The 19655-nt window shown below is 67.1% G+C and carries 25 protein-coding genes and 1 riboswitch; of the genes, 16 read left to right on the top strand and 9 right to left on the bottom strand.

Features of this window, described 5'->3' with window-relative positions; translation table 11 throughout:
* Positions 1-57 precede the first annotated feature (57 nt).
* Positions 58-258 (top strand): heavy-metal-associated domain-containing protein, encoded by a 201-nt coding sequence (locus KDW96_RS15350; RefSeq protein WP_255837097.1) that lies wholly within the window; start codon positions 58-60, stop codon positions 256-258.
* Between the two features lie 79 nt (positions 259-337).
* Here the strand turns inward: KDW96_RS15350 and bufA2 are convergent, their stop codons facing one another.
* Positions 338-598, bottom strand: a complete 261-nt coding sequence (gene bufA2, locus KDW96_RS15345) for a BufA2 family periplasmic bufferin-type metallophore (protein ID WP_255837096.1) — start codon at positions 596-598, stop codon at positions 338-340.
* Between the two features lie 290 nt (positions 599-888).
* Between bufA2 and KDW96_RS15340 the strand changes: the two genes are divergently transcribed.
* The 7 genes from KDW96_RS15340 (at position 889) to KDW96_RS15310 (ending at position 6900) form a co-directional block, all read left to right on the top strand.
* Complete coding sequence (locus KDW96_RS15340; protein ID WP_255837095.1) at positions 889-1086, top strand: co-regulatory protein PtrA N-terminal domain-containing protein; 198 nt, start codon at positions 889-891, stop codon at positions 1084-1086.
* A 197-nt stretch (positions 1087-1283) separates the two neighbouring features.
* Positions 1284-3038: a copper resistance system multicopper oxidase gene (locus KDW96_RS15335; RefSeq protein WP_255837094.1), complete on the top strand. Its 1755-nt coding sequence runs from the start codon at positions 1284-1286 to the stop codon at positions 3036-3038.
* A 108-nt stretch (positions 3039-3146) separates the two neighbouring features.
* Entirely contained in the window at positions 3147-4226 is a 1080-nt protein-coding gene (locus KDW96_RS15330) for a copper resistance protein B (protein ID WP_304665580.1), read from the top strand.
* Between the two features lie 9 nt (positions 4227-4235).
* Positions 4236-4991, top strand: coding sequence for a c-type cytochrome (locus KDW96_RS15325; protein WP_255837093.1), 756 nt, complete (start codon positions 4236-4238; stop codon positions 4989-4991).
* The gene (locus KDW96_RS15320) at positions 4981-5448 is read left to right on the top strand and encodes a DUF411 domain-containing protein (protein ID WP_255837092.1); all 468 of its coding nucleotides are present in this window, start codon (positions 4981-4983) and stop codon (positions 5446-5448) included. Before KDW96_RS15325 ends, KDW96_RS15320 begins: the two co-directional genes overlap by 11 nt.
* 195 nt (positions 5449-5643) lie before the next feature.
* Positions 5644-6156, top strand: a complete 513-nt coding sequence (locus KDW96_RS15315; RefSeq protein WP_255837091.1) for a TlpA family protein disulfide reductase — start codon at positions 5644-5646, stop codon at positions 6154-6156.
* A 3-nt stretch (positions 6157-6159) separates the two neighbouring features.
* Positions 6160-6900: a cytochrome c biogenesis CcdA family protein gene (locus KDW96_RS15310; protein ID WP_255837090.1), complete on the top strand. Its 741-nt coding sequence runs from the start codon at positions 6160-6162 to the stop codon at positions 6898-6900.
* Between the two features lie 66 nt (positions 6901-6966).
* Here the strand turns inward: KDW96_RS15310 and merR are convergent, their stop codons facing one another.
* Complete coding sequence (merR, locus tag KDW96_RS15305) at positions 6967-7368, bottom strand: mercury resistance transcriptional regulator MerR (protein ID WP_370295110.1); 402 nt, start codon at positions 7366-7368, stop codon at positions 6967-6969.
* Positions 7369-7447: 79 nt separating this feature from the next.
* Between merR and KDW96_RS15300 the strand changes: the two genes are divergently transcribed.
* The 8 genes from KDW96_RS15300 to KDW96_RS15265 all read left to right on the top strand — a co-directional run bounded on the left by KDW96_RS15300 (position 7448) and on the right by KDW96_RS15265 (position 14748).
* Entirely contained in the window at positions 7448-7789 is a 342-nt protein-coding gene (locus tag KDW96_RS15300) for a mercuric transporter MerT family protein (RefSeq protein WP_440447117.1), read from the top strand.
* A 13-nt stretch (positions 7790-7802) separates the two neighbouring features.
* Positions 7803-8078 carry a mercury resistance system periplasmic binding protein MerP gene (merP, locus tag KDW96_RS15295; RefSeq protein WP_255837087.1) on the top strand — a complete coding sequence of 92 codons (276 nt, stop codon included), beginning with the start codon at positions 7803-7805 and terminating at the stop codon, positions 8076-8078.
* 7 nt (positions 8079-8085) lie between these two features.
* Positions 8086-8307 carry a GDCCVxC domain-containing (seleno)protein gene (locus KDW96_RS15290; RefSeq protein ID WP_255837086.1) on the top strand — a complete coding sequence of 74 codons (222 nt, stop codon included), beginning with the start codon at positions 8086-8088 and terminating at the stop codon, positions 8305-8307.
* A 94-nt stretch (positions 8308-8401) separates the two neighbouring features.
* On the top strand, positions 8402-9181 hold the full coding sequence (locus KDW96_RS15285) for a sulfite exporter TauE/SafE family protein (RefSeq protein ID WP_255837085.1): 780 nt from the start codon (positions 8402-8404) through the stop codon (positions 9179-9181).
* A 102-nt stretch (positions 9182-9283) separates the two neighbouring features.
* Complete coding sequence (locus KDW96_RS15280; protein WP_255837084.1) at positions 9284-9526, top strand: exodeoxyribonuclease VII small subunit; 243 nt, start codon at positions 9284-9286, stop codon at positions 9524-9526.
* Positions 9523-10410, top strand: coding sequence for a (2E,6E)-farnesyl diphosphate synthase (gene ispA, locus KDW96_RS15275; RefSeq protein ID WP_255837083.1), 888 nt, complete (start codon positions 9523-9525; stop codon positions 10408-10410). The genes KDW96_RS15280 and ispA overlap by 4 nt, the downstream gene beginning before the upstream one ends.
* Before the next feature lie 93 nt (positions 10411-10503).
* Positions 10504-12402 carry a 1-deoxy-D-xylulose-5-phosphate synthase gene (gene dxs / locus KDW96_RS15270; protein ID WP_255837082.1) on the top strand — a complete coding sequence of 633 codons (1899 nt, stop codon included), beginning with the start codon at positions 10504-10506 and terminating at the stop codon, positions 12400-12402.
* Positions 12403-12474: 72 nt separating this feature from the next.
* Positions 12475-12704, top strand: a riboswitch (cobalamin riboswitch).
* Positions 12705-12804: 100 nt separating this feature from the next.
* Positions 12805-14748 carry a TonB-dependent receptor gene (locus KDW96_RS15265; RefSeq protein WP_255837081.1) on the top strand — a complete coding sequence of 648 codons (1944 nt, stop codon included), beginning with the start codon at positions 12805-12807 and terminating at the stop codon, positions 14746-14748.
* Positions 14749-14801: 53 nt separating this feature from the next.
* Here KDW96_RS15265 and KDW96_RS15260 read toward each other — a convergent pair whose 3' ends face one another.
* The 7 genes from KDW96_RS15260 to thiL all read right to left on the bottom strand — a co-directional run bounded on the left by KDW96_RS15260 (position 14802) and on the right by thiL (position 19638).
* On the bottom strand, positions 14802-15599 hold the full coding sequence (locus KDW96_RS15260) for a cobalamin-binding protein (RefSeq protein ID WP_255837080.1): 798 nt from the start codon (positions 15597-15599) through the stop codon (positions 14802-14804).
* Entirely contained in the window at positions 15599-16015 is a 417-nt protein-coding gene (locus tag KDW96_RS15255) for an MFS transporter (RefSeq protein ID WP_255837079.1), read from the bottom strand. Before KDW96_RS15255 ends, KDW96_RS15260 begins: the two co-directional genes overlap by 1 nt.
* Complete coding sequence (gene ribA, locus KDW96_RS15250; RefSeq protein WP_255837078.1) at positions 16005-16631, bottom strand: GTP cyclohydrolase II; 627 nt, start codon at positions 16629-16631, stop codon at positions 16005-16007. The genes KDW96_RS15255 and ribA overlap by 11 nt, the downstream gene beginning before the upstream one ends.
* 122 nt (positions 16632-16753) lie before the next feature.
* The gene (locus KDW96_RS15245; protein WP_255840534.1) at positions 16754-17401 is read right to left on the bottom strand and encodes a retropepsin-like aspartic protease family protein; all 648 of its coding nucleotides are present in this window, start codon (positions 17399-17401) and stop codon (positions 16754-16756) included.
* A gap of 17 nt (positions 17402-17418) precedes the next feature.
* Positions 17419-18120, bottom strand: coding sequence for a substrate-binding periplasmic protein (locus KDW96_RS15240; protein ID WP_255837077.1), 702 nt, complete (start codon positions 18118-18120; stop codon positions 17419-17421).
* A 44-nt stretch (positions 18121-18164) separates the two neighbouring features.
* Positions 18165-18677 carry a phosphatidylglycerophosphatase A family protein gene (locus KDW96_RS15235; protein ID WP_255837076.1) on the bottom strand — a complete coding sequence of 171 codons (513 nt, stop codon included), beginning with the start codon at positions 18675-18677 and terminating at the stop codon, positions 18165-18167.
* Positions 18670-19638 carry a thiamine-phosphate kinase gene (thiL, locus tag KDW96_RS15230; RefSeq protein ID WP_255837075.1) on the bottom strand — a complete coding sequence of 323 codons (969 nt, stop codon included), beginning with the start codon at positions 19636-19638 and terminating at the stop codon, positions 18670-18672. Before thiL ends, KDW96_RS15235 begins: the two co-directional genes overlap by 8 nt.
* Between the last annotated feature and the right edge of the window lie 17 nt (positions 19639-19655).

Here is a 19655-nt window from a genome sequence, read left to right as displayed (position 1 = left end):
ATGTCAGGGTCGATGCTGCGGTCGTGGCAATGGTGCCATACAGCACGAGGACTGATTATGTTCGCTCTAGACGTTTCCGGAATGGGTTGCGGCAGCTGTGTCAGCAAGATCACCAAGGCCATCCAGGCCCTGGACAGCCAGGCCAAGGTCGAAGTGGATCGAGCGGCCGGCAAGGTGAAGGTGGCGAGCGTCGAGAGCCAGGAGGATATCCGCGCGGTGATCGAAGACCTGGGCTACCCCACGCAGCTCAGCGCCTGAAGCGGATGCCGTTCAGGGGATGGCGCCTGCCCGTTCGGCCCCGTGACCGGGGGAGTGACTGGCACTCCCCCGCCTGGCTTCACTCGCCAGCCTTGCCACCGGCTTCATCGCACTTGGCCTGGGTCATCAGCTGATAACCCTGGCCCTTGCAGGCGCCTTGCCCCTTGCAGGCATTGGTGGCGGTCATGCAGTCGTTCTGGCCTTTGCAGGCGTTGACGCCGAAGCACTGCACCTCGGCGGTCTGCGCCTGCTCAGTCGCTTGTGCCGGCAGGGTGCTGAAGAGGCTGGCGGCAGCCAGTGCCAGTGCCGCGCCGGTGCTGGCGGTAGATTTGTTCGACATATCGTTATCTCTCTTGAGTGCTTGGCGTTGAGGTCGGCATCGGCACTCGCCGAACCAACCGAAAGAAACCCAGGCATCGCTGCCTGATATGCCAGAGAGGCATGAGCATGACAGTACAGAGACGAGCGGAGGGCCTTCAAGAATTAAAACGCATCCTGACAGAACCGTAATGTCTACCTCAGCGGACTGACAGGCGCTGCCGGCTAAGGTGGGCTCGAGCCTGAAGCTCACCCCGCAGATCGTGCACACAGTGCTCGGCGGTCCGACACAACGCTACTGAGGATATCCACATGAACACGCTGAAAACCCTCTTCGCCATCGCGGCCCTGAGCCTTTCCTCCCTGGCCATGGCCGAGGGCGGCGGCGACCGTACCTTCGCCCGCATGCAGTCGGCTGAAGCGGTCTCGACGCAGGTTGCCCAGCAGCAGAAGAGCGCAACACCGATGGCCGAAAGCAAGACGAAAAAGGCCGAACACGCCAAGTGCTGATCGGCTCCGTCGACCAACCTTACAGAAATGTAATCGCCCTGAAGGTTGGACTATGGCACTTTCTCAACATCACTGACGCAACCCGGAGCAGCGTGGGGCAGCGCGTCAACAGCCCCACCTGGCTCGGCTGCTGCCTCTAGCCTGCAGGCAATTGCGCACCAGCACCGGTTTACCGCGAACGATTGGACAGGAATGACATGCAAGCGAAAACCTCGAGGCGAACATTCGTCAAAGGCCTGACCGCCGGCGGCCTGCTGGCCGGACTGGGCCTGTGGCGCACACCGGTGTGGGCCGTCACCAGCCCTGGCCAGCCGACCGTGCTGGCGGGCACCGACTTCGAGCTGTTCATCGGCGAGAGCCCGGTGAACATCACCGGCAAGGCCCGCACCGCGATGACCATCAACGGCAGCTTGCCGGGCCCCATCCTGCACTGGCGCGAAGGCGACACCGTGACCCTGCGGGTGCGCAACCGCCTGAGCGAAGACACCTCGATCCACTGGCACGGCATCATCCTGCCGGCCAACATGGATGGCGTGCCGGGCCTGAGCTTCCACGGCATCGCACCCGATGGCATGTACGAGTACCGGTTCAAGGTGCAGCAGAACGGCACCTACTGGTACCACAGCCACTCGGGGCTGCAGGAGCAGGCCGGGGTCTATGGGGCTATCGTCATCGACGCCAAGGAGCCGGAACCCTTCCAGTACGACCGCGACTACGTGGTGATGCTCACCGACTGGACCGATGAAGACCCGAATCGCTTGATGGCCAAGCTGAAGAAGCAGTCGGACTACTACAACTTCCACAAGCGCACGGTCGGTGACTTCATCGACGACGTCAGCGAGCAGGGTTGGGCGGCCGCGGTGGCCGACCGCAAGATGTGGGCCGAGATGAAGATGAGCCCCACCGACCTGGCCGATGTCAGCGGTTATACCTACACCTACCTGATGAACGGCCAGGCGCCCAATGGCAACTGGACAGGCCTGTTCAAGCCGGGCGAGAAACTGCGCCTGCGCTTCATCAACGGCTCGGCCATGAGCTATTTCGACGTGCGCATCCCCGGCCTGAAGATGACCGTGGTGGCCGCCGACGGGCTGCACGTGGAGCCGGTCAGCGTCGACGAACTGCGCATCGCCGTGGCGGAAACCTATGACGTGATAGTCGAGCCGGCCAGCGCCGAGGCCTACACCATCTTCGCCCAGTCCATGGACCGCACCGGCTACGCCCGCGGCACCCTGGCCGTGCGCGAAGGCCTGAGCGCCCCGGTGCCCGAGGTCGACCCACGCCCGCTGATCGGCATGGACGACATGGGCATGGATCACGGCAGCATGGCTGGCATGGACCATAGCCAGATGGCCGGAATGGACCATGGCAGCATGGCCGGCATGGACCACAGCCAGATGGCAGGCATGGCCGCCATGGGCGGGCAGATGCAATCCCACCCGGCCTCCGAAACCAACAATCCGCTGGTCGACATGCAGACCATGATGCCCACCTCCAAGCTCGACGACCCGGGCATGGGCCTGCGCGACAACGGGCGGCGGGTACTGACCTACGCCGACCTGAAGAGCACCTTCCCCGACCCGGACGGCCGCGAGCCCAGCCGTACCATCGAGCTGCACCTGACCGGGCACATGGAGAAGTTCGCCTGGTCGTTCGACGGCATCAAGTTCTCCGACGCCGAGCCGCTGCGTCTCAAGTACGGCGAGCGGCTGCGCATCACCCTGGTCAACGACACCATGATGACCCACCCCATCCACCTGCACGGCATGTGGAGCGACCTGGAAGACGACAACGGCAACTTCCGGGTGCGCAAGCACACCATCGACATGCCGCCCGGCTCCAAGCGCAGCTACCGGGTCACCGCCGACGCACTGGGCCGCTGGGCCTACCACTGCCACCTGCTGCTGCACATGGAAATGGGCATGTTCCGTGAAGTGCGCGTGGACGAGTAAGGAAAGCGAGAGATGAACCACTCATTGAACACAGCAAGACGGCTCGGCGGCGCCCTGGCGCTCGCCCTGGGCGTGACCGGCGCCGGCATGGCCAGCGCCGCCGAGCAGATGGATCACGCGCAGATGGATCATTCGGCCATGGGCCACGGCAGCGCTCAGTCATCGCCCAAGCAGCCCAAAGCCATGGATCACAGCCAGATGGACCATGGAGCCATGGGCCACGGCAGCGTGCAGCCGGCACCCCAGCCGCCTAAGGCCATGGACCACAGCCAGATGGACCATGGGGCCATGGGCCATGGCAGCGTACAGCCGGCACCCCAGCAGCCTAAGGCCATGGACCACAGCCAGATGGACCACGGGGCCATGGGCCACGGCAGCGTGCAGCCGGCACCCCAGCAGCCTAAGGCCATGGACCACAGCCAGATGGGCCACGGCGCCGCAGCCCCGGCTAGCAGCGCGCCGACGCCCACCACGAGCAGTCGCACGCCGGTCCCGGTGCTCACCGATGCCGACCGCGCCGCCGCGTTCCCGCCGCTGCCCGGTCATGCCGTGCACGACAAGATGCTCAGCTGGTTCCTGCTGTTCGAACAACTGGAGTACCAGAACGCCGACGAAGGCAGCGTGCTGAGCTGGGATGCCGCCGCCTGGATCGGCGGCGACATCGACCGCCTGTGGCTGCGCTCGGAGGGTGAGCGAACCAATGGCATGACCGAGGAGGCCGAGCTGCAGGCGCTCTGGGGCCATGCCATCGGCCCCTGGTGGGAGCTGGTCGGCGGCGTGCGCCAGGACTTCAAGCCAGGCTCACCGCAGACCTGGGGCGCCTTCGGCATCCAGGGCATGCCCCTGTACGGCCTGGAATTCGAGGCCACCGGCTTCGTCGGCGAGCAAGGACAGAGCGCCCTGCGCCTGGAGGGCGACTACGACATGCTGCTGACCAACCGCCTGATCCTGCAGCCCACCGCCGAGCTGAACTTCTACGGCAAGAACGACCACGAGCGCGGCGTCGGCTCCGGCCTGGCCAACAGCGAAGTCGGCTTGCGCCTGCGCTACGAGATCCGCCGCGAGTTCGCCCCCTACGTTGGCGTCACCTGGAACCGCGCCTACGGCAATACCGCCGATATGGTCCGCGAGGAAGGCGGCGACGCCAGCGAGGCGCGCCTGGTCGCCGGCATCCGGCTGTGGTTCTAGGGAGCTGAGATGAAGAGAACAATCACGACCCTGGTCGCCGCCAGCATCGTCGGCAGCGCCGCAGTCACCACCGGCGCCTACTTCGGCCTGGTCAACGTCGGCGCCGACGACCCGCACCTGCCCATCGTCCACGCCTTTCTGACCATGGCCCGGGAACGCTCCATCGAAGTGCGCTCACGCAATATCCCGGTGCCCGACCTGAACGATCAGGAGCTGATCCGCGCCGGCGCCGGCAACTACAACGCCATGTGCGTTGGCTGCCACCTGGCCCCGGGCATCGCCGAAACCGAGTTGAGCCAAGCGCTCTACCCAGAGCCGCCAAACCTGACCGAGGTCGGCGACAAGGGCAAGCCGGCGGCCACCTTCTGGACCATCAAGCACGGCATCAAGGCCAGCGGCATGCCGGCCTGGGGCAAGAGCATGGACGACCCCTACATCTGGGGCATGGTCGCCTTCCTGCAGCAGCTGCCGGAGATGGACGCCCGGCAATACCGCGCCTTGGTCGCCTCCAGCGGCGGCCACCAGCACGGCGGCGGTGAATCCGACATGCACGACCATGAAGGACAGCATGGCGGCGCCAGCGACGATCACCACGCCGGCGAAATGGCCGACATGAGCCATCACGATCAGGCCGAGGATGACCACCATGCCGGCGAGATGCCCGGCGCCAGCCACCACGACACCAAGATAGCTGCCGAGGTGCCAAAGCCAGCAACCACGACCCACCTCCACGCCGATGGCAAGGAACATGTGCATGCCCACTAAATCCAACCTCTACCGAGCCGGCATTCAGGCCAGCGCCTTGGCCGCCCTGCTGTTCGCCGCCGCGGCGCAGGCCGCCGAGCCGCTGACCATCGACGTGCACCGCGACGCCAACTGTGGCTGCTGCAAGAAATGGGTCGCGCATCTGCAAGACAACGGCTTCAAGGTCATCGACCATGTCGAATCCGACATGCCCGCCGTCAAGCAGCGCCTCGGCGTGGCACCCCGCCTGGCCGCCTGCCACACGGCGGTGATCGACGGCAAGTTCGTCGAGGGCCATGTGCCGGCGGCGCAGATCATCGAACTGAGCCAGCGCACCGATCTGCTCGGCATCGCCGTGCCGGGCATGCCGGCCGGTTCACCGGGCATGGAGGTCGGCGGCAAGCAGCAGGCCTACCAGGTGATCGGACTGACCCAGGCGGGCACTGACCAGGTTGTCGCCGAATATCCGGCGAACTAGGCAATCGCGCCCCGCCGCTCAACAGTGCCCGGGGCCAGTTGACTACACTGAAGGCTAGACCGTCTTGCGCAGCTGCTGCCGCCATTCCGCCGCGGCATGACGCGACGAGGGCAAAGCATGGACTGGCATACACCTACCCCGAGTACGCTCGCTCCGGCTGAATGCCCGGCGCCAAGCCGGGCTTGGCCCCTGGCTATGGCCGGCCTGCTGCTCCTATTCCTGCAGACCGCTGCGGCCGCGCCCCCTGCCGACCTAACGATCTGGCCCGAGCCGAAGACCGTAGCCGAAGTCGAATTTACCGATAGCCAGGGCAAGCCTCGCACCCTCAGCGACTTCAAGGGCCGGATTGTCCTGCTCAATCTCTGGGCCACCTGGTGCGGCCCATGCCGTGAGGAGATGCCGACCCTGGATCGGTTGCAGGGGCAACTCGGCGGCGCCGATTTCCAGGTGCTGGCCCTCTCGGTCGACCCGGACGGGGAACAGGTGGTGCGGGACTTCTACGCGGAAATCGGCATCCAGCACCTCGAGCTCTATATCGACGCGAGTGCCCGGGCCATCGGCAGCCTCGGCGCCTTCGGTCTGCCCGCCACCCTACTGCTCGACCGTCATGGCCGGGAGCTGGGCAGGAAACTGGGCGCTGCCGAATGGGACCATCCCGAGGTCATCGAGTACCTGCGCGAACTCATCGGCACGCCCCAGGGGGGCTGAGCGGTGCCGACGCTAAGCGATATCGGCATCCTGAGCGCCTTTGCGGCCGGGATGATCTCCTTCATTTCCCCCTGCGTGCTGCCACTGGTGCCCGGCTACCTGTCGTTTATCGCGGGCCGCTCGGTGGACGAGCTGCAATCCATGCAAAACCGGCGCGAACGTATCGCCGTAGTCGGCATGAGCCTGACCTTCGTACTCGGTTTCTCAACTGTGTTCGTCGTACTGGGTGCCAGCGCCAGCGCGCTGAGCAAGCTGCTGCTGACCTATCAGCAGCAGACAAACCTTATCGGCGGCGCCATCGTGATCGCCTTTGGCCTGTTCATGACCGGCCTGATCAACCCGCGCTGGCTGCATCTGGATGTACGCCTGGTCCATCGCTTCAATGCCAGGCTAGGTCCTGTGGCTACCTATGCCCTGGGCGCAGCGTTCGCCTTCGGCTGGACGCCCTGCATCGGCCCTATCCTGGGCAGCATCCTGACGATCAGCGCCTCCAGAACCAGGGTTGATGGCATCGCGCTGTTGTCCATCTACTCACTGGGTCTGGGCGTGCCGTTCCTGCTGAGCGCCCTGTTCATCAACCATTTCCTGGCGCACCTGAAACGGCTGCGGCGCTGGAGTCGGGCCATCCATCTAGGAGCGGGTGTCATCCTGATTTTCATGGGACTGGCCATGATCACCGGTCAACTGGCGGCCTTGTCCTACTGGTTTCTGCGGGTGTTTCCGGCGCTGGGCAGGATCGGATAGCGGCGCACGAACGCCCGCCACGGCTGATGAAGAGGTCGAGCCGATAGTCATCCATTTCCACTGCGCTCAACCCTCCCTGGCCAGCACCTCGATGATCGGACAGCTCGCCTCGCCGCCTCCCGCATCGCACCGGCCGACCAGTTCGCCCAGCACCTGCCGCATCGTCGCCAGCTCGGCCATCTTCCGCTCGATCAGCGCCAACTTGCGCGCCGCCAGCGCGCGTGTCTCGGCGCAGGCGCTGGCCGCGTCCAGGCTGAGCAGATCGGCCACCTCCGCGAGGCTGAAGCCCAGCGCTTGCGCCCGCTTGATAAAGCACAGACGCGCGACCATCGCCGCCGGGTAGCGGCGCTGGCCGCCCGGCGGCTTGGGCGGTTCAGCCAGCAGGCCACGGCGCTGGTAGTAGCGGATCGTCTCGACGCTCACCTCGGCGGCCTTGGCCAATTTGCCGATACTCAGTTCAACGTCCATCGACACCCCTTGACTCTGTACCCAGGTACGGAATTTAGACTGACCTCATCGTACACGGGTTCAAGGAGTCGACATGGGCATGCTTAGCGGAAGAGGCTCGCTGCTGGCGGGCGGACTGGCGGCCATAGGCGCGTCGCTGTGTTGCGTCGCACCACTGGCGTTGCTGGCGCTCGGCATAGGCGGCTCGTGGATGACCAGCTTGACGGCGCTGGAGCCCTACCGGCCGATCTTCATTGGCTTGACCCTGCTGTTCCTCGGCCTGGCGTTTCGCCGACTGTACTTCGTGCCGCAGCTCTGCGCGCCCGGAGTGCCCTGCGCCGACCCACGCGCGCTGAGGCGCCAGCGCCTGCTGTTCTGGATCGTCACGCCGCTGCTGCTGACGTTGCTCGCCGTGCCCTGGCTTGCCCCACTGCTCTACTGAAAGGAGGTGTCCCATGCGCAAACTGCTGCTGACGGCCCTGGCCGCCTTGCCCCTGCTGGCGCTCGCCGCCCCACCGCAACCACTGACTCTCGAGGTGCAGAACATGACCTGCGGGCTCTGTCCGCTGACGGTCAAGCGGGCCCTGGAACAAGTGCCGGGGGTCGAGAAGGTGCAGGTCGATTTCGAGCGCAAGACCGCCAGCCTCCAATACGACCCCGACCGGACTCGGCCGGCGGCGCTGATCGAGGCGACCGGCAATGCCGGCTATCCGTCCAGGGTACGGGAGTAGCACCGTGATGAAGCCCGTCGTTCTCGAATCCGTGTTGACCTGCCCGCGCTGCGGCTTCGCCAAGCGCGAGCGCATGCCCACCGATGCCTGCCAGTACTACTACGAATGCTGCCAGTGCAAGGTGCTGCTGCGGCCCAAACCGGGAGACTGTTGCGTCTTCTGCTCCTTCGGCTCGGTGTGCTGCCCGCCGGTTCAGCAAGACGGTCGCTGCTGCGCGAGCGGCGACTAGGTCGACAGCAGTCGCAGCGCGCCACACCACCTTGGTCGGCTTGGCCGCCGCTCCCGAGCTGGGTAAGCTCGGCTCCTTTTGTGCGGATCGCACCATGAGCCTGAACGATATCCTGTTGCTGGTCCTCGCCGGTTTCGCCGCCGGCGGCATGAACGCCCTGGCCGGCGGCGGCACCTTCTTCTCCTTCCCTGCGCTGCTGGCCGCCGGCCTGCCGCCGGTCACCGCCAATGCCACCAACGCCGTGGCCCTGTGGCCGGCCAGCCTGGCCGCGGCCTGGGCGGCGCGCAGCAGCCTGCGGCCGCTGGGTCGCTACCTGCTGCCATTGCTGCTGGCCGGGTTGTGCGGCGGCCTGGGCGGCGGCCTGTTGCTGCTGGCCGGCGGCGACGAGATCTTTCGCCACCTGATCCCCTGGCTGCTGCTGGCTGCCACAGCCCTGTTCGCCGCCAGCCCCTGGCTCAGCCGCCTGCTGGCCGCGCGCCGGGCGCAGGCGGCGCCGAGCGCACAGCCACCGCACAGCCCGCTGTCGCTCGGCGCCCATGTCGGCGTATCGATCTACGGCGGCTACTTCGGCGCCGGCATGGGCATCCTGCAGCTGGCGGCGTTCTCCATCGAGGGCCACCCGGTGGCCCGCGCCAACGCCCTGAAGAACCTTATCTCGGCGGTGATCTACAGCATCGCCACCGTGACCTTCGTGGTCGCCGGTCGGGTCAGCTGGTACGAGCTGGCCATCCTGCTGACCGGCGCCACCCTCGGCGGCTATGCCGGCGGCGCCCTGGGCCAGCGCCTGCCGCCGGCCCTGCTGCGCAGCCTGGTGATCGGAGTGGGCGGCGGCATGACCACCTATTACTTCTGGGCCACCTATTTCGCGGCCTGACAGTGCTCCGGCCAAGGCCGTGGATTTGCCCGGGCGCCGCGCCTCTGCTAGTGTCGCGCCGGTCACACCCCCTGCCAGAGCCCCCTCCAGAGACCGTCCGCCATGGCCCGTAAAAAAGCCGCGCTCGACTTCGAGCAGTCCCTCACCGACCTGCAGAGCCTGGTCGAGCGCCTGGAAAGCGGCGAGCTGTCGCTGGAGGATTCGCTGACTGCTTTCGAGCAGGGCATCCGCCTGACCCGCGATTGCCAGACCGCCCTGACCCAGGCCGAGCAGAAGGTACAGATTCTTCTGGAGCGCGACGGCGAACTGGAGGAAGCCCCCTTCGACGCGGACCGCTCGGCATGATCGCGGCCTACCAGGCCCAGTGCCAGTGCCGCGTCGATGCCGCGCTGAGCGAGCTGCTCCAGCCCCCCGGCGCTGAACTGCAGCGGCTCTACCAGGCCATGCATTACAGCGTGGTCAACGGCGGCAAACGGGTGCGCCCGCTGCTGGTCTACGCCGCCTGCGAGGCCCTCGGTGGCGAGGCGCAAGACGCCGATGGCGCGGCCTGCGCGGTGGAGCTGATCCACGCCTACTCCCTGGTCCACGACGACCTGCCGGCCATGGACGACGACGACCTGCGCCGCGGCCAGCCCACCACCCACAAGGCCTTCGACGAGGCGTCCGCCATACTCGCCGGCGACGGCCTGCAGAGCCTGGCCTTCGAGGTGCTCGCCGACGCCGAGCGCAACCCACACGCTGCCGAGCTGCGCCTGGCGATGATCACCGCCCTGAGCCGCGCCGCCGGTCCGGCCGGGATGGTCGGCGGCCAGGCCATCGACCTCGGTTCGGTGGGCCAGCAGCTGGACCAGTCGGCCCTGGAGACCATGCACCGGTACAAGACCGGCGCGCTGATCGAAGCCAGTGTGCGCCTCGGCGCCCTGGCCAGCGGCCGCGCCGACGACGTCGCGCTGAAGGCCCTGCATGCCTATGCCCAGGCCATTGGCCTGGCGTTCCAGGTGCAGGACGATGTCCTCGACGTGGAGAGCGACACCGCCACCCTGGGCAAGACCCAAGGCAAGGACCAGGCTAACCACAAGCCGACCTACCCCGCGCTGCTCGGCCTGGAACAGGCCAAGGCCTATGCCCTGGAGCTGCGCGACCAGGCCCTGCACGCCCTGCGCGCCTTCGACAACGGCGCCGAGCCGCTGCGCGAGCTGGCCCGCTACATCGTCGAGCGCCGCCACTGAGCCACCCGCCACGCTTGCGCGGAGTTATGGCTTAAAGCTTGGCATCGCTTTCGGGTAAACTGCCGCATCTTTTTGCCTATAACGATTCGCCCGATGCCGACGACCTTCGATGAGATTCCCCGCGAGCGCCCGCTGACGCCCCTGCTCGACCGCGCGAACACGCCGGACGAACTGCGCCGCCTGGGCGAGGCCGAGCTGGAAACCCTGGCCGACGAGCTGCGCCAGTACCTGCTCTTCACGGTCGGCCAGACCGGCGGGCACTTCGGCGCCGGCCTCGGGGTGATCGAACTGACCATCGCCCTGCACTACGTCTTCGACACCCCGGACGACCGCCTGGTGTGGGACGTCGGCCATCAGGCCTACCCGCACAAGATTCTCACCGGGCGTCGCGAGCAGATGAGCAGCCTGCGCCAGAAAGACGGCATCGCCGCCTTCCCGCGGCGCAGCGAGAGCGAATACGACACCTTCGGCGTCGGCCACTCCAGCACCTCGATCAGCGCCGCCCTGGGGATGGCCATTGCCGCGCGCCTGGACAACAGCAAGCGCAAGAGCGTGGCGGTGATCGGCGATGGCGCGCTCACCGCCGGCATGGCCTTCGAGGCGCTGAACCACGCCTCCGACCTGAACGCCAACATGCTGGTGATCCTCAACGACAACGACATGTCGATCTCCAAGAATGTCGGCGGTCTGTCCAACTACCTGGCCAAGCTGCTCTCCAGCCGCACCTACGCCAGCATGCGCGAAGGCAGCAAGAAGGTGCTGTCGCGCCTGCCCGGCGCCTGGGAGATCGCCCGCAAGACCGAGGAGCACGCCAAGGGCATGCTGGTCCCCGGCACCCTGTTCGAGGAGCTGGGCTGGAACTACATCGGCCCGATCGACGGCCACGACCTGCCGACCCTGCTCGCCACCCTGCGCAACATGCGCGACCTGGACGGCCCGCAGTTCCTCCATGTGATCACCAAGAAGGGCAAGGGCTTCGCCCCGGCCGAGGCCGACCCGATCGGCTACCACGCGATCACCAAGCTGGAGCCGATCGACGCGCCGACCAGCGCGCCGAAAAAGCCCGCCGGGCCCAAGTACTCCAGCGTCTTCGGCCAGTGGCTGTGCGACATGGCCGCCCAGGACAATCGCCTGGTCGGCATCACCCCGGCGATGAAGGAAGGCTCGGACTTGGTGGCCTTCAGCGAACGCTACCCGCAGCGCTACTTCGACGTGGCCATCGCCGAGCAGCATGCGGTGACCCTGGCCGCCGGCATGGCCTGCGACGGCGCCAAGCCGGTGGTGGCGATCTACTCCACCTTCCTGCAGCGCGCCTACGACCAGCTGATCCACGATGTCGCCGTGCAGCACCTCGACGTGCTGTTCGCCATCGACCGCGCCGGCCTGGTCGGCGAGGACGGGCCGACCCACGCCGGCAGCTTCGACCTCTCCTACCTGCGCTGCGTGCCCGGCATGCTGGTGATGACCCCCAGCGACGAGAACGAACTGCGCCGCATGCTCACCACCGGCTACCAGTACCTGGGCCCGGCGGCGGTGCGCTACCCGCGCGGCAGCGGCCCCAACGCCGCCATCGAGCTGGGCCTGGAGCCGCTGCAGATCGGCAAGGGCGTGGTCCGTCGCCAGGGCCGCGGCGTCGCCCTGCTGGTGTTCGGCGTGCAGCTGGCCGAGGCGCTGAAGGTGGGCGAAAGCCTGGACGCCACGGTGGTCGACATGCGCTTTGTCAAACCCCTGGATGAGGCCCTGGTGCGCCAGCTGGCGGCGGACCACGAGCTGCTGGTGACCGTCGAGGAAAACAGCATCATGGGCGGCGCCGGCAGCGCGGTCAGCGAATTCCTGGCCGGCGCGGGCCTGCTCAAGTCGGTGCTGCACCTGGGCCTGCCGGACTACTACGTCGAACACGCCAAGCCGGCGCAGATGCTCGCCGAATGCGGCCTCGACGAAGCCGGCATCGAGGCCGCCATCCGTCAACGCCTGGCCGCACTCCAAGCCTGATCGACGCGCCCCGGGCGACGACTGCCCGTGTCGCACCATTGCTTTACCCGCCGCAGCCCCTTATGGTGCGCGGCGTTTTAAGTTGTCCGAGGTCGCGGCCACACCAGCCGCGTGAAAAGGGAAGCAGGTGCGCCGCTGTCAGCCGACAGCCGCCAAGCCTGCGCTGCCCCCGCAACGGTAATCGACAGCACCTGAGCCGCTCGCTCTGGCGCCGGTCCTCCCGACACACCACTGGGTTCGCCTGGGAAGGTGGGAAGATCGCAGTCGACAGCCCGGAGACCTGCCTCGGCGCAATCTGACTGGTGTTGCGGAGGGCATCACCGTCAAGCGCTGGCACCCGTCCGCTTGCCCGTGCTTGTCCCTGCCCTCCTCAAAAGACTTCTCCCTTTTGAGGATTTATTCATGAAGCTGTCCCCCCTGGCCCTGGCCATCGCGCTGACCCCGAGCCTGGCGCTGGCTGCCGAGCCCGCCGAACCCTATCAGGCCCAGCCACTGGTCGTGACCCGCGGCACCCCGTTGCAGAAGCCTGCGCCGGCCAGCGTCCGGGTAATCGACCGCAAACAAATCGAGAAGACCGCCGCCAGCAGTCTGATCGATGTGCTGCGCGGGCAGGCGGGGCTGCAGGTTCGCGACACCCTGGGCGATGGCAACCGCGCGTCGATCAGCCTGCGCGGTTTCGGCGAGAATGCGGTGAACAACACCCTGGTGCTGGTGGATGGCCGCCGCCTGAACAATCCGAGCCTGAGCGGTCCCGATCTCAACAGCGTGCCCCTGGCCAACATCGAGCGCATCGAGATCATCCGCGGCGCCGGCACCGTGCTCTACGGCGACCAGGCGGTGGGCGGGGTGATCAACATCATCACTCGCACCCCGCTCGACAACGAAGCCTATGTGGAGACGACCCAGGGCAGCCACGACCTGGAGGCCTATCGCGGGCATCTGTTCCAGCAGCTAGGCGCCGGTTTCTCCGTCTATGCCAGCGGCGAAACGCGCCACACCGACAATTATCGCGACCACAACAACGCCAGCTACAGCAACGGCTTCGGCCGGCTGCGCTACGATCACGCCGATGGCTGGGCGCTCTACGAGTATCAGAGCACCGACGATGAACTGCTCTACCCAGGCGCCCTGACCATTGCCCAACGCCGCGCCGACCGCAAGGCGAGCGCCTCCAACGAGTGGAACGACAGCAAAACCCAGGTCCACCGCTTCGCTTTGGAACAGGCCATCGGCGCCAACTGGACCGGCAACTTCGATTACAGCTTCCGCGACGCCGACGGAGTAGGCCTGATTTCCGGCAGCCCGTTCAACGACGGCACCCGCGTGGAGAGCTTCAGCCCGCGCCTGACGGCCCACTTCGATAGCGGCCTGGGCCGCAGCGAGTGGCTGATCGGCCACGACCACATCACCAGCGATTACCAGGCCGCCTACGCCAGCTTTCCGAGCTTCAGCAGCATGGCGCGCCAGACTCAGCGCGACTGGTACACCCAGCTGAGCCAGCCACTGGCCAGCGATGTCAACCTGATCCTGGGCTACCGCGCCAGCGAGGCCGAGGACCGCAACAAGCGCAACGACCTCAGTCATACAGACCGGGAAGGCAGCACCAGCGTTGCCCTGCAGTGGCAGCCGAACCAGCAGACCAGCCTGTTCATCAAGCGCGAGGATGTACTGCGCTGGGCCAACGTCAATGAGAACGCCTCCGTCGGGCCCGGCGTGACCTTCCTCAAGCCACAGACCGGCGAGTCCTGGGAAAGCGGAATCGAGTGGCGCGATGGCCGCCAGCGTTACCAGGCCACTCTCTACCGCCTGGATCTGCAAGACGAGCTGCTGTACGACCCACTCGCCGAACACGCCGTATTCGGCCCTGGCGCCGGTGCCAATATCAACCTGGACAAGACCCGTCGCGAGGGTCTGCTGCTCGAGGGTGAGGGTTCGCTGACCGACAAGCTCAGTGTCGGTGCCCAGTACAGCTTCACCGACTCGGAGTTCCGCGCCGGCCAGAACAAGGGCAACGAAGTACCCTGGGTATCCCGCCATAGCGCCGGCGCGCATCTGAACTACGTGATCCTGCCAGGGCTGAACGCCTATCTGGAAGCGATCTACACCGGAGCCCGCTACCTCTCCAGCGACGACGCCCATGTCCTGCCGCGGGAAGGGGGCTATACCCTGTTCAACGCGGCGTTTAAGTACGAGTATCAGCAGTTCAACGCCAAGCTGCGGGTCAACAACCTCACCGGCAAACGCTACGATAGTTTCGCCACCTACTCAGCCTGGACGCCGGGAAACAAGGGGCTGTATCCGGCACCGGAAGAGGATGTGCAACTGAGCGTCGGCTACCGCTTCTAAGCAGCCACTTGCAACAAGGCCCCGCAATCGCGGGGCCTTGTGCATTCAGCGCTCTACTTGGCCTCGGCCAGTTGGGCGCACAGCTTCTCGGTTGCGGCCAGCATCTGGAAGCTGGGCCGCTCCAGGCCCTTGTCCGGCACCGGCCAGAGTTGCTGGCGCCGTACCGCAGCCAGTTGCGGCCAGCGGCGCCAGCTGTCCAGCTGGGCGCCGCTGCCGGCGAGGATGACCTCGGGATCGCGCTGCAACACCGCCTCGACGCTGACCTGCGGCGCCGGCAGGCTCAGGTCGGCGAACACGTTCTCGGCGCCGCACAACCGCAGGGCATCGCTGATGATCTGCTGGCCGCCGATGGTGTACAGCGGCCTGTCCCAGACCTGGTAGAACACCCGCACGGGCTGCTCCCGCCCATAGCGCTGGCCCAGCTCGGCGAGGCGCTCGCTGAAGCGCCGGCGCAACAGCTGTCCCTGCTCGCCCCGGCCGATGCGCGCACCGATCTCGGCGAACTGCTCGGCCAGGCGGGCAAGATCACGGGGCTCGACGACCAGCAGGGGAATGCCGAACGCCTGCAGCTGCTGGCGCTGGGCCGGGCCGATGCTGTCGGGCCAGAGCAGCACCAGATCGGGCTGCAGCTTGAGCAGGCGTTCCATCTCCAGCTGGCCATAGCGCCCCACCGACGGCACATGGCTGAGCGCGGCCGGCCGCTCGCCGCCGTCCAGCACGCCGACCAGCAGATCGGCGGCATTGAGCTCCAGGACGATTTCACTGAGCGAGGGCGCCAGGCTGACCACCCGCTCGACCGCCAGAGCCGGCCAGGCCAGCAGCGCGAGCAGGCAAAGGCCCAGGCGAGTCATCAGCCGAGCTGGCGGGGAATGCGGTAGAGGTAGAGCAGGACCACGCTGGACAGCGCCAGCAGCAGCAGCGGTATGCCTTCCAGGCCGGTGAACACGGCGATGGCGGCGATCCAGGCAGGCAGTGCGGCCACCAGCAGGGCCCGCCCGCGGCACACGCCCAACGCCTGCCAGGCGGCGGTTTCCTGCGGCGTATCCAGGGCCTTCTCGGTCGCCACCAGGGCGCGCTTGTAGGCGCCGAACAACGGCAGGCTGGCGAACATCGCCAGCAGCCCGGCGATGAACAGCGGCATGGCCAGGACGCCCGGCTGGCGACCGGCACCGAACAGCAGATTGAGGACAAACAGCGGCGCCAGGGCCAGCAGCAGCAGCCCCCACCACCGCAGCGCCAGGCGCCGGCGCTGCTCGCTACGCGTCACGGGGATCCTCGACCTCGCCCTGATGCAGGCTGCCGAGCAGGTGGCCGAGCTTGCCGGCCTTGGTCGCCAGGTACTTCTTGTTGTGCGGGTTGTGGTCGATCTGCAGCGGCACGCGGGTCGCCACGCTGATGCCCATGTCGCCCAGAGCATTGACCTTGCGCGGGTTGTTGGTCATCAGCTTGAGCTTGCGAATACCCAGGTGCTCGAGCATCGGCCGGCAGATCGCGTAGTCGCGCTGGTCGGCGCCGAAGCCCAGGCGCTCGTTGGCCTCCACGGTATCGGCGCCGCCATCCTGCAACTCGTAGGCGCGGATCTTGTTCAGCAGGCCGATGCCGCGACCTTCCTGGCGCAGGTAGAGCAGCACGCCGCGCCCCTCGCTGGCAATCGCCCGCAACGCCGCCTCGAGCTGGAAGCCGCAGTCGCAGCGCAGGCTGAACAAGGCATCTCCGGTCAGGCATTCGGAATGCAGGCGGCCCAGCACCGGCTCGTCGCCGGCCACATCGCCGAAGGTCAGCGCGACATGCTCCTTGCCGGTGGCCTCCTCGAGGAAGCCATGCATGGTAAACACGCCAAAGGGCGTAGGCAGTTGGGAGGCGGCGACGAACACGACAGGCACCGGATGCTCCTAAGAAGATAAGGGCTGGAATATGGCAAGGGCGGCATTGTAACAGCAGCCCCTGCCGGCGGGTCAGCCTGAATTGCCGATGATAGGCATCGAAACAGGCGGTGCGTGCAGACTCAGTGCTTGGACTCGAGCATCAACACATCCTGCTCGACCTTCCAGCCGACCCGGCTGAGGAAACTCATGCCGAGCAGGGCCTCGGTTGGCGAACCGCCTTCGAGCACCACGGCCTCAACGCCCAGCACCTCGAGGTCACCGACCTTGACGCTGTTGAGGTTGACCCGCCAACCGCGCACCGTGCCACTGGCGGTGTTGACCTGCAGCGGCAGGCCGCTGACCCGGTAGTCGATGCCCAGGCGCCGGGCCTGACCATCGTTCAAGGCCACCGCCGTGGCGCCGGTATCGACCAGGAACTGCACCGGATGGCCATTCACCGAACCGGCTATCCAGTAGTGCCCGCCGACGCCCTTGGCGATGCTCAACTGGCGCCTGGTCGGCTCGGCGAAGCCATTGCTGTACTCGCGACTGAGGCCATAGCTGCGCTCGACACCCTCGACCCGCAGCACCGCGCCGCGGCTGTCGGCGCTGACCACCACCACGCCGCCGGGACCGGTCTGGCCGACCTTCACCAGCTTGCGCTGGCCATCGACATTGAGCACCGCCGCGCCGGGAAACAGCCCTACCACCCGCACCTGGGGCGCCGCCCAGGCGAACCCGACTGCCGTCAACAGCAGGCCGAGGCCCAGCCACTTCAGACACTGCATCATGCGTCTATCACTCCTCATTCGAACGGATAGGGCTGCTGCCAGCGCGCAAATACCGGGCGCAGGCCGCCGTTTTTGACCAGTTCGTCCATCCGCGTATCGAACACCTGCGCCAGGGCACGTCCGCGCGGGTTGTCGGCAAAGCCCAGGTACAGCGGCAGGCGGGTCAACGGCGTGATGCGAAAGCGCGCCGGCTCGGTCGCCTGACCGAGCACAGCCTCGACCTCGGCGCGCGAGTCGATATAGAAGTCGGCGCGGTGGACCTGCAACATCCGCGGGATATCGCTATCGCGCTGAATTTCCCGGTAGCTTTTCAGATTGGGCAGATAACGCTGGAAAGCGTATCCGCGCATCCACACCAGCTGGGCCGTACCGATGCTCGCCAGCGTCGGCGCCGGCCGCTCGCTCAGGCCCAGGGCGTCGATCTGGTCGGCATCGTAGTGCCAGCGTGGGTAGATGACGCCGTGGTCGATCTCATCGCGATAGGAACCGACCCAGGCATCCGCCTCGCCGCGCTGGACCAGGCCGATGGAGCGGGTATAGGGCACGCTCTGGATCGCCAGCTCGACACCAGCGGGCTCGAACACCTGGCGCAGGATGTCCCAGGCCAGGCCGGTGCCGTCGGCCTCGGTATCCTCTTCCCAGACCTCGCTGGCCAGACGGATATGGCTCGGCACGGCCGATTCGGCCTGGGCACCGGTCCAGGTCAGCAGCCCCATCAGTAACGCCAGCCAGCATCCCCGCATGCGTCGTTCTCTGCTCGCTATAGACCCAGTCCCGCGGCCAGGCCGTTGGCCCAGCCCCACACCAGCAGCTGCATGGCCAGCCAGGCGAATACCCCCGCCAGCACGTCGTCGAGCATGATGCCGACGCCGCCATGCACGTGCCGATCGACCCAGCTGATCGGCCAGGGCTTGAGGATGTCGAACAAGCGGAACATGAGGAAGCCTAGCAGCAACCAGCCCCAGCCTTCCGGCACCAGCCAGAGGGTGATCCACATGCCGACCATCTCGTCCCAGACGATGCCCTCGTGGTCATGTACCCGCAGGTCCTCGGCGACCTTGCCGCACAGCCAGAAGCCGAACAGCATGGTCAGGCCGAGCATCAGCCAGTAGCCCCAGTCCGGGAGCATCTGCCACAGCGGGATGAACGGCAGAGCCACCAGCGAGCCCCAGGTACCCGGCGCCTTGGGCAGGGTGCCCGAGCCGAAACCGAAGGCCAGGAAATGCCAGGGATTGCGCCAGACCGAAGGCGGCACGCGTGAAGTCTCAGACACCGTTGCCCCCGAAATGCTGATAACCCTGCGCCGAGGGCGTGATACGCCCCCCCTGCTCGTCCAGCAGCTGCACCCCCTCCCCGGCCTCGACCCGGCCGATCACCTGCAGCGGCCAGCCGGCCGCCTGCAAGCCGTGCAGCTGGGCGGGCGGCAGGGTGAAAGCCAGCACGTAGTCGTCGCCACCGCTGAGTGCGCACTGGCGCGCGCCCTCCTCGCCGAGCAAGGCCAGCAGCGCCTGGGACAGCGGCAGCCGCGCCTGCTCGACCAGCAGCGCCACCCCGGACGCCGCGGCGATGTGCCCGCAGTCGGCCAGCAGGCCATCGGAAATATCCAGCGCCGCCGTGGCCTTGCCCCGCAGCGCCTGGCCCAGGGCCAGTTGCGGTTGCGGCGACCAATAGCGCGCCAGCAGCGCCTCGGCGACCTGCGCCGGCGCCTGGCGTTGTCCCAGCACCAGCGAGAGTGCCCCGGCGCCGTCACCCAGGCAGCCGCCGACACAGAGCAGATCGCCAGCCTGGGCGCCGCGCCGGGTCAGCGCCTGCCCGGCCGGCACCCGGCCAAACACGGTGACGGTCAGGCTCAACGGGCCCCGCGTGGTATCGCCGCCGATCAGGCGCGCCCCGCACTGCTGCGCCATGCGGTCGAGGCCATGGGCGAAGGCCTGCAGCCAGTCCGGCTCGGCACGGGGCAGGGTCAGGGCCAGGGTGAAACCGATGGGCGTCGCGCCCATGGCGGCCAGATCGCTCAGCGACACCCCGAGGGCGCGCTGGGCGAGCAGAAAGGGGTCGGCCGAAGCCGGGAAGTGCACCGCCTCGACCAGGGTGTCGGTGGACACCGCCAGCTGTTCGCCGGCCGGCAGATCCAGCAAGGCGCAGTCGTCGCCAATGCCCAGGGCCACGCCCTCGCCGGCCTGCGCGCAGGACGCGGCGGCGAAGTAGTGGCGGATCAGTTCGAACTCACCCAAGGCCAGGCGCGTCCGAG

The sequence above is a fragment of the Pseudomonas benzenivorans genome (assembly GCF_024397895.1).
GTDB lineage: Bacteria > Pseudomonadota > Gammaproteobacteria > Pseudomonadales > Pseudomonadaceae > Aquipseudomonas > Aquipseudomonas benzenivorans_A.
This window is presented reverse-complemented; position numbering and strand designations above follow the sequence as displayed.